The 12995-nt window shown below is 49.5% G+C and carries 16 protein-coding genes; 4 read left to right on the top strand and 12 right to left on the bottom strand.

Annotated elements, in window-relative coordinates; genetic code table 11:
• Positions 1 to 71: 71 nt before the first annotated feature.
• Together P4S53_RS03690 and P4S53_RS03685 are read right to left on the bottom strand one after the other, a co-directional pair.
• The gene (locus tag P4S53_RS03690) at positions 72 to 533 is read right to left on the bottom strand and encodes a GNAT family N-acetyltransferase (protein WP_337111440.1); all 462 of its coding nucleotides are present in this window, start codon (positions 531 to 533) and stop codon (positions 72 to 74) included.
• A gap of 48 nt (positions 534 to 581) precedes the next feature.
• Entirely contained in the window at positions 582 to 1166 is a 585-nt protein-coding gene (locus P4S53_RS03685; protein ID WP_337111439.1) for a nucleoside deaminase, read from the bottom strand.
• A gap of 989 nt (positions 1167 to 2155) precedes the next feature.
• Here P4S53_RS03685 and P4S53_RS03680 point away from each other — a divergent pair.
• A complete protein-coding gene (locus P4S53_RS03680; protein WP_337111438.1) occupies positions 2156 to 3142 on the top strand; it encodes a trypsin-like serine peptidase in 987 nt (328 codons plus the stop codon).
• 64 nt (positions 3143 to 3206) lie between these two features.
• The gene (locus P4S53_RS03675; protein WP_337111437.1) at positions 3207 to 3467 is read left to right on the top strand and encodes a hypothetical protein; all 261 of its coding nucleotides are present in this window, start codon (positions 3207 to 3209) and stop codon (positions 3465 to 3467) included.
• Positions 3468 to 3550: 83 nt separating this feature from the next.
• Here the strand turns inward: P4S53_RS03675 and P4S53_RS03670 are convergent, their stop codons facing one another.
• The 6 genes from P4S53_RS03670 to P4S53_RS03645 form a co-directional block, all read right to left on the bottom strand.
• Positions 3551 to 3937, bottom strand: a complete 387-nt coding sequence (locus tag P4S53_RS03670) for a hypothetical protein (protein ID WP_337111436.1) — start codon at positions 3935 to 3937, stop codon at positions 3551 to 3553.
• A gap of 56 nt (positions 3938 to 3993) precedes the next feature.
• Entirely contained in the window at positions 3994 to 4401 is a 408-nt protein-coding gene (locus P4S53_RS03665) for a GFA family protein (protein WP_337111435.1), read from the bottom strand.
• Positions 4402 to 4711: 310 nt separating this feature from the next.
• Positions 4712 to 5668 carry a GlxA family transcriptional regulator gene (locus P4S53_RS03660; protein WP_337111434.1) on the bottom strand — a complete coding sequence of 319 codons (957 nt, stop codon included), beginning with the start codon at positions 5666 to 5668 and terminating at the stop codon, positions 4712 to 4714.
• 86 nt (positions 5669 to 5754) lie between these two features.
• On the bottom strand, positions 5755 to 6531 hold the full coding sequence (locus tag P4S53_RS03655; protein ID WP_337111433.1) for an MBL fold metallo-hydrolase: 777 nt from the start codon (positions 6529 to 6531) through the stop codon (positions 5755 to 5757).
• A 135-nt stretch (positions 6532 to 6666) separates the two neighbouring features.
• Positions 6667 to 7008, bottom strand: a complete 342-nt coding sequence (locus tag P4S53_RS03650) for a Fis family transcriptional regulator (protein ID WP_337111432.1) — start codon at positions 7006 to 7008, stop codon at positions 6667 to 6669.
• 108 nt (positions 7009 to 7116) lie between these two features.
• Positions 7117 to 7425, bottom strand: a complete 309-nt coding sequence (locus P4S53_RS03645) for a DUF1330 domain-containing protein (protein ID WP_337111431.1) — start codon at positions 7423 to 7425, stop codon at positions 7117 to 7119.
• 292 nt (positions 7426 to 7717) lie between these two features.
• On the opposite strand from P4S53_RS03645, the gene P4S53_RS03640 reads away from it, so the two are divergent.
• Positions 7718 to 8593, top strand: coding sequence for a patatin-like phospholipase family protein (locus P4S53_RS03640; RefSeq protein ID WP_337111429.1), 876 nt, complete (start codon positions 7718 to 7720; stop codon positions 8591 to 8593).
• Between the two features lie 125 nt (positions 8594 to 8718).
• Positions 8719 to 9546, top strand: a complete 828-nt coding sequence (locus P4S53_RS03635) for a sulfurtransferase (RefSeq protein ID WP_337111428.1) — start codon at positions 8719 to 8721, stop codon at positions 9544 to 9546.
• A gap of 29 nt (positions 9547 to 9575) precedes the next feature.
• Here the strand turns inward: P4S53_RS03635 and arsJ are convergent, their stop codons facing one another.
• The 4 genes from arsJ to P4S53_RS03615 all read right to left on the bottom strand — a co-directional run bounded on the left by arsJ (position 9576) and on the right by P4S53_RS03615 (position 12776).
• Complete coding sequence (arsJ, locus tag P4S53_RS03630) at positions 9576 to 10811, bottom strand: organoarsenical effux MFS transporter ArsJ (protein WP_337111427.1); 1236 nt, start codon at positions 10809 to 10811, stop codon at positions 9576 to 9578.
• Between the two features lie 93 nt (positions 10812 to 10904).
• Positions 10905 to 11402, bottom strand: a complete 498-nt coding sequence (locus P4S53_RS03625) for a cyclin-dependent kinase inhibitor 3 family protein (protein ID WP_337111425.1) — start codon at positions 11400 to 11402, stop codon at positions 10905 to 10907.
• 13 nt (positions 11403 to 11415) lie between these two features.
• Positions 11416 to 12417 (bottom strand): ArsJ-associated glyceraldehyde-3-phosphate dehydrogenase, encoded by a 1002-nt coding sequence (locus P4S53_RS03620; protein WP_337111424.1) that lies wholly within the window; start codon positions 12415 to 12417, stop codon positions 11416 to 11418.
• 17 nt (positions 12418 to 12434) lie between these two features.
• On the bottom strand, positions 12435 to 12776 hold the full coding sequence (locus tag P4S53_RS03615; protein ID WP_337112054.1) for an ArsR/SmtB family transcription factor: 342 nt from the start codon (positions 12774 to 12776) through the stop codon (positions 12435 to 12437).
• Positions 12777 to 12995: the final 219 nt, after the last annotated feature.

Here is a 12995-nt window from a genome sequence, read left to right as displayed (position 1 = left end):
CTCGTATGTTATAACGGATAACCCGTCGGGATTGTTGAAAGCAGAGTGTGCGCTGTGCTCATGGTCACAAGTCAGCACGGACCGGCATTGACTGGTTTTTTCATGACAAACCCGCGCTCAATGCCCGACTGAAATCCGACTGTCTCATAAAGGCGATGCGCCTCTGGCCGGTTTTCCCCGGATAGCAGCATGACTTTATAGCATCCCATGTCCCAGGCGAGTGAGAGCGCTTTTTCGATGACTTTCTGGCTCAGTCCTCGCCGCCTGTATGGTGCCGAGGTGATGACATGCTCGATGATGCCAAAAGGCTGACCGCCATTGGTCATGGTCGGCACCAGGCCAAGCTGGCAGGTCGATGCCAGTACCCCATCAATCTCAGCAACAATGATTTTAGTGTGCGGGCTGTTGTGTATGTTCTGCCAGCATGCCATCGCTTGCGGGTCCGAGAGTGTAGGGTCATGAGGCCGCAGTTCTGCGTAGAGCTCAAGCAGGCCTGCTAAATCGCTGGCCTGGCAGCACCGGATGAGTTCCAATGGCGTTCTCCTTTATCTGGGAGGTGGTCGATTTGGTTACCCGTGCAGTTAGGACGCCGAATGCGGATGAACCGCACACAGCCCTTTCCAGTCTTCAAGATCTTGCGCCGGTTTTTCTTTTCGGAATTGAGCGTAAAGTGCAATACCTTGTTTATCTTCCAGAATATCAACCTTAATCCCTTTTTCACGCAACAGGCTTTCGTTCCCTGAGGCATTGGTCACATCACCGACGACAACCCGATTGAATCCTCTCATATACAAAAGTGTTGCACAGACATCGCAAGGACTCAGGCTGGTAAACAGGGTCGTCTGGCTGAAATCTATCCGGCCAGCATCGCGTATTGCAGAGGTTTCACCGTGGTTGTACGGGTGATCTTCCTGAACCAGGGTGTTGTGACCTTTACCCACAATGTGTCCGGTCTGGTTATTCATGATGACTGCGCCAATCGGACAGCCCCCTTCGTCGTAGCTTTTTTGTGCCAGCAGGACCGCAATGCGCATGTAGTCAGCATCGGATAACTTGCTTGTGAAATCAGGGTCCATTAACACAGTCAAGCTGGTCGTCGGCATATGGGCGATCGCGCGAAGCGCGGATTCATTGATGTCTGAATGCTGATTCAGCAGGGTCGTCATAACTTTCTCTCTGTTCCAGGATTGAGTTTCGAAAGTATAACTCTGATTTTGCAGATTATTTCAGTTCATTCATTGCTCATTTGCTCGGGCTCACATTATTGGACAATGCGAAAGTTTTATGGCGAACTTTTTTGGACGCGCTGACTTTGTTATATGGAGCAATGCGCGTAAAAAATGGAAGAGTACTGTGAAAGCAGGTTAGCCGGTGAGAGTAAATTAAAACACACATCGGCTTTGAATATGTATAGTTCAAGAATTGTTCGGGGATGGTTGTCATTGTAAATGTCAGGGTTATATTGATGAAGCTTGGTTTGTCATTATCTCAGGATGAAACGCCGAAGGGGAAGTGGGCAGTATTTATGGTTTTCTCAATATTGGTTATGAGAAAGAATATATAACTTGTAGGTGTAAAATTTCGCCCATAAAGAGAAGGTGATTTGATTGGATGCTCTTTGTTTAAGTTAGTTAAAGGCGAAAAAGTAAAAACCTTACATAAACCATTAAACTTCTTGTGCTTATCTCGTTTCATCTGATAGGAATCAATGAAATGTGGCAGCAGGAAACAAATGATAACTTTTTAATGTAAGTCATTGTTTTTAATGTAAGTCATTGTTTTTAATGTGGATGTTGAAGTTTGGTGCTTTCGTTTCTCTGAAGGCTGTTTTTATTTACCAGTAAGTAAATTCATTCTTTAAAATGTTAAAAGTAAATAATGATTTTAAGCTTGGCTTTTCGGTGTTACTTAGTGATTAATTTGATATTTATAAAATTTTATCGATACATTAATCTGTGTTTTATGGTTTTTACCATTGTTTTATTTTGATTTCTTTGGCTGATGTTCTGTTTTTCATGTTTGATGGGCTTTTTTATTATTGTTTTTAGTGGGGTGTCTATGGTGGCCTATAGTTATCAATGCGAAACAGTTGGCTATTGAAATAATTTCGCATAACTGACCATTCTACGAATATTAACAAACAGGATACAGAGTGATGAAAAGGAATCTGGTGTTTATTGCACTTGCGGGGCTGTTTATAAATAACGCCCATGCAAATGACCTGAATAATTTTGTAAAAATGAATGAAGAAGCCACCTTTATTGAAGGTGACAATGTAGTTCATGTCCCGGAAGCCGATGAATATTCATTGCAACAAGAATACTCTCTGGCAGAAAGGGCGGCAGCGATGGGGGCAATCGCTGTCTCTGCGGATGGAACCCAATTTAAAGCGGAGATATCGGAAGAAACTCTGGCTCTCTTGGATCAAGCGGTCAAAATCATGCAAGAACAAGGGCTCGACTCGAGTGTTTTCTCGACCGAGCCTCACGAAGCGACAGTACCGGCACTTCCGAACGATGTGATATCGCCACTGAAAGTGATCGGTGCGGATAATCGCGTAAAAGTGACGAATACAACGTCGGCACCGCATTTGTATAATGGCCGGATTGCAGTGGGCTGTACGGGAACACTGATTACGAAAACACATGTTTTAACGGCTGGCCATTGTGTTTCCAATGGATCTGGAACTTGGTATAAATCACTGGATTTTACAGCCGGTCAAAATGGTTCGTATAAGCCCTGGGGAACGACGACCTGGAAAAATGCCGTCACGACGACAGCCTGGCACAATAAAGGTGATACAAACTATGATTATGCGATTATTGTTCTCAATAGCGCACCTCATGGGGGCCACTCAGGCTGGGGAACCTATTCTGCCGGTACACATAGTGTAACGGGGTATCCTGGTGACAAACCGACAGGCACCATGTGGACAGATTCCGGTTCGACCTCTGCTATATCGAGCTACAGGGTTTGCTATACGCTTGATACAGCTGGCGGCCAAAGTGGCAGTGGTATCAAAGACAGTAATAACTATGTCAGAGGTATTCATACAACAGGTTCTACAACGAGAAACTGTGGTACACGTTTAACCAGCACTGTCTACAATACGCTCAAAAGCTGGATTGCAAATAATCCTTAAATCATCCGAAACGACACTGTTCATGAAGCTCAACTTTGTTGGGCTTCATGATTGAGAAAATGACATGAAAAAAAGCATAGCTCTTGTACTTTTGATGATGATACAAGCCTGTTCCACAACAGAGAACTGGAAACGAGTGATGATTTTGGGGAGTGCTGAAGCAAACGATCCGGTACTTGCTCAAGTTCAGTTGCTTGAAAAAAGTGGCGAGGTAAAAGATGTCACAGTACTCGAATCATTTCCGGTTCAGATATGGCTAACCGCTTCTGACGACACGATAGATGCGTTGCAGAACATGCCCCGAAAAACGGTTTCAGACCAATGAATATTGTTTGATTCTTCCTGTGCAATGGAAAGTGGCAAGACCAACAAGTTATTGCAGTGTTACGCCACCGCCATTGCGGTATTTCAGACAATCTTTTGCTGTAGCTTGTGTACCTGTTCTGAAAATACGGCCCTATTGGTTTGTTGATTACCTTTTACAACGCTAATCCACTGCAGCCCGGTTTCGTCTGCATGCTCGAACTCAATCTGCAGCTCATATTTACGAGCAGTGGCTAAAGCGCCGAGCGCGCCTGCAATAAATCCAACTGGTGCTAAAAACAAAGCCATTCCTTCTGGATCAATAAACCATATGACGCTGGAGGCGATGAGGCCAAGAGTCAATACTCTGAGCAGGTGATCGGTCAGCGTATGGACTTTGACTCGCGCATTCTTAATTCTTGATAATCTGTATTTATCGTTTCTGTAGGTGAAATACTGATGACAGATTGAAAAATCTTGGGCGTTGGCCATATACCTTGTTTACCTTCTTGCGTGTTGCTTTCTTTGATGGGGAGCGAAGAATACGGTTATTTTCTGCCTGGTTCGTGCGCTTCATACTGGGGCAAGTTGACATCCAGGCTATCCCAGTTGGCTTTCGATGTGACGAAGTTATGCGAGATGGGCTTTTCGACGATCTCTGAGTCGAGAATGCCGAGCCGGATCCGGATGCGGGTAGGATCTGCTGTATTGGAACTGTATATTGGCGACGCGCAGACTCGGCAGAAATGGCGTTGCCTGCCAGATTTTAATGCAAAGTGATGCAGTAACTCCTGTCCTTGGGTAACCGTAAAATCTGCGGTGTTTACAAACCCGTTTGTGGCAAAAGCAGAGCCTGTCGATTTCCGGCATAAAGAACAATGACAGTGAATAATATCGCTGATTTTTCCGGTAATGGTAAGTTGTACGCCACCGCAAAGGCAGCTGCCGGTATACATAAGAACTCCTTGTGGCTTTAGTAAGACTTGATGGCATCTGCCCGAATTCAGGTCTTAACGTATGCGAGAACCGCAACAGGGAAGCACCCAGTCTGATGGCCCAGAATCTGACTGTTTCAGGTCTGTTGCATCAATATCTTGTTTCCCGTGCGCTGTGTGAACCCGACAACTGCTCGGTTCATTGGAACGCATTATCCTGCTTTATTGCAATATTTCATGGATTTAGTGGTATATGCTTTCATTTTTGTGCGCTTACGCAATATGCTGCTCATTCCGGGCGTCGCTCTCCCATTTTTGCCATCCTCTGCTGTCAGCGATTTGAATAGTGAAACGATTTACGCCACTCGCTGGGTGTCACATTGCACTTCTTTTTGAAGTGATCCCGAAAGGAAGTTGCGGTGGTAAAACCGACTTGTGCTGCGACAGATTCTATCGGCAGTGACGTTGACTCGAGCAGCTCCTGAGAACGTTGTAACCGTTCCGAAAGTATCCATTCACCCACAGATGTACCTGTTGCTTTTTGAAAGTGGCGGGTGAATGTCCGGCGGGTCATCATCACCCGTTCGGCCAGGCTGTTCAGTTCATGGGGTTGATCAAGCGTGTCGCGCAGGTATGCCAGCAAACGGTTGATGCGTTCATCCTGTGTGGTCGCTGGAACCGGCCGTTCAATGAACTGGGCCTGCCCTCCGTCGCGATGCGGGGGAATCACCATACGACGGGCGACTTTATTGGCAATGGCGCTGCCATAGCGTTGTCGCAGCAGATACAGGCAGCAATCCAGTCCCGCGGCTGTCCCTGCCGAGGTCACAATCGAGCCATCGTCAACATAGAGTGCGTTGGTATCCAGGGTGGTCTCCGGAAACCGCTGAGAGAAATCCTGCTCGAACTCCCAATGTGTTGAGGCCCGGCGATGCTGTAACAAACCAGCATACGCCAGGACATACGTGCCAAGACACAGGCCGACGATCTGCGCGCCACGGGCATGGGCTTTGCGCAAAGCGTTTAACAAATCACGATTCGGCTGCTCAGACGATTTACGCCAGTAAGGCACAATAATAATGTCGGCATTGCTCAATCCGTCCAGCCCTGACGGAGCATCAATGATCAGACCATGACTGGAGCGAATCGGTCCGGGTTCGCCGGCACAGATTGTCAGATGAAAGAGCTTCATGTCGGGCAGTATGTCATCAAAAATGATGCAGGGAACAGAAAAGTGAAAGGTACTGAACTGGTTAAATGCGATTACAGCAACAGTGGGTAATGACATGACGGTTATAGTTCCTTGCTGATCCATCCTGAAACGAATTGAAGTGCCCTTCAGGTCTTCTGATGAAAAGGGCACTGGACTGTCTATCAATGTGTCAATAAATAAGACTCGCCATCTGCCGGAATGAGTACGCGATCCATTGCCTGATTCTCTGTCAGATACTGGCGCAGTGCCTCACGGGTTAATACCGCGTGGTTAACTGCTTCCATATGGCTGGCGATGATTGTGGCATTCGGGGCAGCCTCATGCACTGCAAGGACATCTTCTTTGTTCATGATAATCGGGCCGAGGCCAATCACTTGCGCATCCCCACTGTTCAGCACGATGATCTCCGGCTGAAATTGTTCGATGCTGCTCTGAACAAATGGGTTCCAGACGGTATCTCCTGCTATATACAATGTCGGCTCATCAGGGTGAGCAAGTACGACGCCCGATACCTCACCCATACGTTCGCCAATAACCGCCATGACCTCATCGCTGCCGTGCTGGCCGTCGGTAATGCTGAGGCGGATACCGTCATAGTCGGTGTTGTCCGAAAGCACGCGAATGTTGGAGAAGCCGGACTGGCGAATCACCCCGGCATCGGCCTGGTGCTGGGCAAAGATCAGCATCTCTTTGGGAATGCTCTGTTGGGCGACTTCATCCCAGTGATCCGGATGCGTATGAGTGACTATCACGGCATCCACATCCAGTAGCGCTTCGATGGGGCAGGGCAGATCGACCAGTGGATTGTTTAAGTGGCTGTTGGGGGTTCCTTCAAAGCCTGGGTAGGTGCCTTTGTCGGCAAGCATCGGGTCGACAAGTAATTTTTTCCCAGCATATTCAATGAGTAGTGTTGCGTTGCGGATTTGCGTGAATTTCATAATCGGTACTCTCTGGTAATCACCTTGTGTATTGAGCGTTCATTATCAAAGTAATTTCTGCAGAGAGTGAGTGGCCCGCGGGACAGAGTTCAACGAGATCGGGACAAGTCACTTGCCTCGCAAAACTTGTGTCATTCACCCCAAACGGTGCGCCCATTTGCCCTGGTTCTCTCGCTCGCAATTCTCTTCGGTGTCATACGCGATGTGGGCTGACGGTTTGTTCAGGCGGATGCCAGCCGTTGCCAGCTTTTTGACGATCAAGGCTTCAAGTACAGGTTTTCCCGCTTCATCATAAAAGTGTGACAGATTCGCATTGGTATCGAACACACAAACCACTTTCAAACTGCCAGGAAAGTGCGAGTAGTCGACCAGATGGGTCAGCCACTGAAAGCCGGGGTAAGCCGCCAGCGCATGGTCACACACTTCTGTCAGTACCACTCTGATCTGGTTGTCGGTTTTTTTATCTGTCTTTCGCATGTTTGTCTCGTTGAGGGCGGCAAGCTTGATGTTTTGCTTACCGCACTGTTTGCCGGAAGGACAATACGTTAACGTTTTGGACAGCACAATAAAAGTGTCTGTGTGGCTTCAGCTGTCTGGTTTCTCGTAGCTGGCGATGAGGGTCGTGGCACGAACCGACGGCGTAAAATAGTGCTGCTTTACTGCCATATACTCTTTGTCGTTAAAAAATTGGTTTTTCATGTCTTCACTGGGAAAGCGAATCGAGAAAACACGGTTGATGGGGGCTGACACCTGCGAAATGAGTACTTCTGAGACTTTGAAATCATAGCCAAAGCTGCCGTTATAGCGGGATAAAATGGGGGTCATTTCGCGTCTGTATTGTGCGTAAATTTCATCATTCGCGACATCAAGCGCGACCAGCATTTCAAAAGACATGGGACTTCCCTGTTAAGTGTGTGTCTGAAACCCTAGAGTAATCTTTCGGGTAAGCATAGCCGGTTGCGTGAAGATTAAGAGTTTGCTCAAGAAATGCGTTGATAATTATCTATAACGCCATCAGGCGCAGTATTTTATCGATAAAAAAGTGCCTGTCCCGCCGAAATCTGTTGCTCAGCACCAGCAGTGCTTCCATAGCTTGCTCCTATCTGAACAATCCGTGATTTCAATTACCCAGCCAGACCGACTTTAGGTAATATTTATTTAATTTAAATCAGTTGGTTAGCAGTTTATGAATCAGAGAACAGCATTAGTGGTGGAAGGCGGCGCAATGCGCGGTATTTTTGCCAGCGGGGTACTGGATGCCTTTATGGACGATAACTATAACCCTTTTGATCTGGCTATCGGCGTTTCAGCGGGCGCATCAAACTTGCTGGGATATCTGGCAAACCAGCCTAAACGGAGTTATCGCGTGATCACGCAGTTAGCGACGGATAAGCAGTTTTACAATCCTGCCCGTTTCCTGAAAGGCGGTAATCTGGTGGATGTGAAGTGGCTGATCGATGAATCATTACGGCTCTATCCGCTTGATCAGCATCAACTGTTCGGAAAAACGGCTCTGATTGCTGCAGCCACGAATATCAATACCGGCACGGCTGATTATTACAACGTGAGCCCATCCAACGTCAGCGATGTCATGGAAGCGACCAGCGCGCTGCCGATTGCCTATAAAGCGACACCTTGTTTTGCCGGCGGTTGTTATACCGATGGCGGGGTGGCAGATTCGATTCCGGTGCGGGAAGCCTACCGCCGCGGCGCAAGGGATATCACAGTGATTTTGTCACATCCGCTCAGCTATCAGATGAAACCGGCGAAATATCCCTGGATGATGAAAAAAGTCTTCGCCCGCCAGCCACAGATAGCTTCTGCCATGATCAAACGTGCTGATAACTATAACGCTTCGCTGGCATTTATTCGTCGGCCGCCGGCAGATGCCACAATCCGGGTCATTGCGCCACCGGAGCATTTTAGTGTGAAGCGTTTGACCATGCGTAAATCCACCCTGGATGAAGGCTATCAGATGGGCCTGAAAGAAGGCATGCTGCATATTCATCGCCGGAAGTCACTGAACGGTTCACATGACGAAAACTGTCAGTTTTGTCTGTGAGAAGCTGTTTAATCACAATAAAGGCTAAAAACTCATGTAACTGTCATTTTTCGATGGCCTTTTTCAACCGGATGATTTCAAATTGAGCGCAAATCACTCAATAACAGGTTTGCCTGAGGAAAATGATGTCCCCTTTCGTTTCAACATCCTGGCTGGCAAGGAAAAGCGGATCGCCAAACCTGGTGATTCTGGATGCTTCCATGAAAAGCGTGACGGGGGATCATGCCGATTTTTCCTCACGGCAGTATCTCCCCGGCGCCATCGTGTTTGATCTTGAGCGACAGTTTTCTGATGTTTCTTCTTCGCTGCCTCATACCGCACCAACATATGAGGCATTTCAGCGAGAAGTCTCCAAACTGGGTATTGAGACAGATTCTGTGGTTGTGATTTACGATGCCAAAGGGATCTACTCAGCGCCGCGCGTCTGGTGGCTGTTTAAGCTGATGGGGCACAGGCAGGTCTTTGTGCTGAACGGTGGTTTGCCTGCATGGATCGCAGAAGGCAGGGCTGTCGTTGCCTCTCCCGTCATTCCTGAGAGGGGGAACGGTTGGCTGGGTGAGTATCGCACCGCGTGGATTGCTGACTGGCGAGCACTGGCAGAAAAAGGCGGTCTGCCGGGACATCATCTAATCGATGTGCGTGCCGCTGGGCGGTTTTCTGGTCAACAGCCGGAGCCTCGGCCAGAATTGCGAAGCGGGCATATTCCCCAGGCGATAAACCTTCCTTTCGCCTGTTTCATTGAGGACGGCCAGTATAAAGATCCCGACATATTACAGGCGTTGTTTACCCAACAAGGGGTGTTCGCCGACGATCAACTGTATTTCAGCTGCGGTTCGGGTGTAACCGCCTGCATCGGATTGCTGGCAGCTTATCAGTGCGGGTATCGGAATTTGTCGGTTTATGATGGCTCCTGGGCGGAGTGGGGGCAGCGAACCGATTTACCCGTTGCCTGAGTACCTCGGTTCACTGCGGATGATGGCGCTTAAGAGACGACCTGATAAGCCTGAATTTTAGGCAGCTTCAGGGAGATCAGGGTCGTGAGGGCGAGAAAGACGAAAGACACCCACAGGCAGGCGGACAGGCCTGCAACCTGGAAGACCCAGCCGGAGAGCACTGTGCCGATTAAACGGCCCATGGCATTGGCCATGTAGTAGAAGCCGACATCCAGGGAGACGCCATCGTCTTTGGCGTAGCTGACAATCAGGTATGAATGCAGCGACGAGTTAATCGCAAAAATGGCCCCAAAGAGCATCAGTCCACCGACGATTACCAGTTCCGGCTGCCATTGAATCTGCACCCCGTAAGCGATACCTGCGGTAATGATGGCCAGCAGCAGCGCCCAGCGTGTTGCGGCTTGCCCGTCCGGCACTTTGCCCTGCGCTTTCCCTGTCAGCTTGGGGGCAAAGCCCTGCACAAAGCCATAGGCCATCACCCAGGCTGCCATGAAGCCACCGATAGCACTGTGATTCCAGCCAAACACCGACCCGAGATAAACAGGCAGTGCAACCACAAACCAGACATCCCGCGCCCCGAACAGGAACATGCGGGCTGCAGAAAGGATATTCACGCTTTCAGATTTGGAGAACATCTCGGCAAATCTGGGTTTGCTTTTCGCTTTGCCCATGTCGGCTTTCAGCGTTCGGAGACTGCTGATGAACACCAACGCCAGCACACCCGCCATGGTCAGCACTGCATTCTGGAAACCCATGAGACTGAGCAGTAAACCACCAAGGAAGAAACCAGCGCCTTTAAGAGTGTTTTTTGACCCCGTCATCAGCGCAACCCACTGATACAGCGCACTTTGTTTGTTGTCCGGCACCAGGGTTTTGATGGCGCTTTTGGCACTCATCTTGTTGAGATCTTTGGCGATACCCGACAGTGCCTGAGCGGCCATGACCCAGGGAATCGTCAGCATCGGGTTGGGGACGGCCAGCATCAGCAGGGCAACAATCTGCATACCCAGGCCAATGTTCATGGTCCGGTTCAGCCCCAGCCGGGCGCCCAGCCAGCCGCCAACCAGGTTAGTGACCACGCCGAAAAATTCATAGAACAAAAACAGGGAGGCGATGGCCAGGGTGGAGTAACCCAATTCGTAAAAATAGAGCACGACCAGCATGCGCAGCGCGCCGTCAGTCACAGTGAAATTCCAGTAATTGAAGGTCACCAGCATATACTGGCGAACCGGCTGGCTGAATTGCGCGAAATATTTAGCAAACATAGACACGACACTCGTATTGTTCGCCGTTTCGGTTGTCGGCTGCGATGCAAACCAAAAGCGGGTGCAGACAGGCGCGAAACGGCGAAACACTGTTTATGATTGTGACGCTACCTGACGGATATAGTCGACCTGGACCGGTTTAGTAAAGGCCCCCGGACGCAGCGCCTGAACGTCTTCAATAATGCGTGACAACGGCCATCCCATTTCCAGCAACAGGTGTGCTGCAAGTAAACCGGTGCGGCCTGAACCCCCCATGCAATGCAGAGCGATCTTGCCCCCTTCTGCAATAATTTTATGCAATTGCGGGCTGGCTGCCTGCCAATGTGCCGCAAATTCGCTATCAGGCGCGGCATCGTCTTCGATCGGCGTGTGTGCCCACAACATGCCAGACTGTGCAACAAGCTGGCCCAGATCAGCGACGTCTTTGTCTGCCATTTCCTGCGGATTGATGGCAGTGACAACAGCGCGTACTCCCTGTGCTTTCAGCTGGGCCAGGCTGTCGGCCAGAGAAACGCCTTTGGTGCCGGGGCAGGGTGTCAGTACCAGTGCGCTGGTCTCGGTGACGGGTAAAGTCCAGATTGGATGTGTCATTGTCATGGCTTCCTTATACCTGTCCCACTTTACGCACCAGTTCCGCCGTGCGGGTGGCGTACCCCATTTCGTTGTCATACCAGGCATAGATTTTCACCATGCGTTTTCCGACGACCATGGTTGATAAAGCATCCACGATGGTTGAGCGCTGATCACCTTTATAGTCGATTGAAACCAGCGGGCGGTCTTCGTAGCCCAAAATGCCTTGCAGTTCACCCTGCGAAGCCTCTTTCAGCAGCTGGTTGACTTCTTCGGCTGTGGTGTCGCGTTTGACGTCGAAAATGATGTCGGTCAGCGACGCATTGGCCAGCGGGACGCGCACGGCATGGCCGTTAATTTTGCCTTTCAGTTCCGGGAAGATCTCGACGATGGCCGAGGCCGATCCTGTGGTGGTCGGGATCAGGCTCATGCCGCAGGCTCGGGCACGACGCAGATCTTTGTGCGGTGCATCCAAAATGGTTTGGGTATTGGTTAAATCATGAATCGTGGTAAAAATTGACTGCTCGATCCCCAGTTGTTCATGGATCACTTTAACCACAGGCGCAATACAGTTGGTGGTACAGGACGCCGCCGTGACAATCCGGTGCTGGTCAGGATCAAAGATGTGATCATTCACGCCCACGACGATATTGGCGATGCCTGCTTCTTTCACCGGCGCTGACACGACGACACGCTTCACGCCTTGTGCCAGATACTGATTCAGGAACTCGGTTTTACGATGCTTGCCTGTGGCTTCGATGACGACGTCGCAAGCGGACCAGTCGACGGCATCAATTGCTTTTTCTTGGGTGGCCGCGATGGCTTTGCCATTGATGACAATGTGATTGCCTTCCGCTTTCACTTCATGGTGCCAGCGACCCTGTACGGAATCGAATTCCAGCAGGTGGGCCAGGGTTGCGGCATCACCGGCAACATCGTTAATCTGGACAAATTCCAGCTCAGGCCAGTCAAACGCGGCGCGCAGTGCCAGACGGCCGATACGGCCAAAACCATTAATTCCTACTTTGATTGTCATCTTGAATTCATCCTGCATTATTGGCAACAAACGGGTCGTTGTTTCATTGCCATGAGTCGTTCACTGTCCTGTTGGTATTCCTGCTCTAAACAGTTGGAATTCACCAGTCCGTAAATTTGTTTTCGCATCCAGCCGGGCAGATCCTCGGTTAACCGGTAGAACACCCATTGGCCCTGCCTGACATCAACCAATAATCCGCTGGCACGCATCACAGCCAGATGACGTGACATTTTCGGCTGGCTGACTTGCAGTGCTTCGGTCAGTTCAGCCACACACAGACACTGTTCTTTCACGATGAGCCGTAAGCAACGCACACGGGTTTCATCTGCCAGCAGTTTAAAAAATTGATGAGGGAGCATGTTTATAACCATATTCGAATTTCCATATATCTTAGCCTGATGAAGGATTCGGTCAATCCCTGTGAGGCCGATGTCATCAAATCTTCATACTGGAACGTTGGTCAGTGTTGAGCGGAGCAGGCAATTCTTATGGTAAGCGAGTCTTGAAAAGGGGAGTAATCTCTCTGAGAACCTGGTGGTTATGAGCCAGTCAAAAAAAGGGTCCGCATGGTAGCGGAC

It is taken from the genome of Photobacterium sp. Hal280 (assembly GCF_037162255.1).
Taxonomy (GTDB): domain Bacteria; phylum Pseudomonadota; class Gammaproteobacteria; order Enterobacterales; family Vibrionaceae; genus Photobacterium.
The sequence above is the reverse complement of the archived record's forward strand: the minus strand, read 5'-3'. Positions and strand labels throughout refer to the sequence as shown.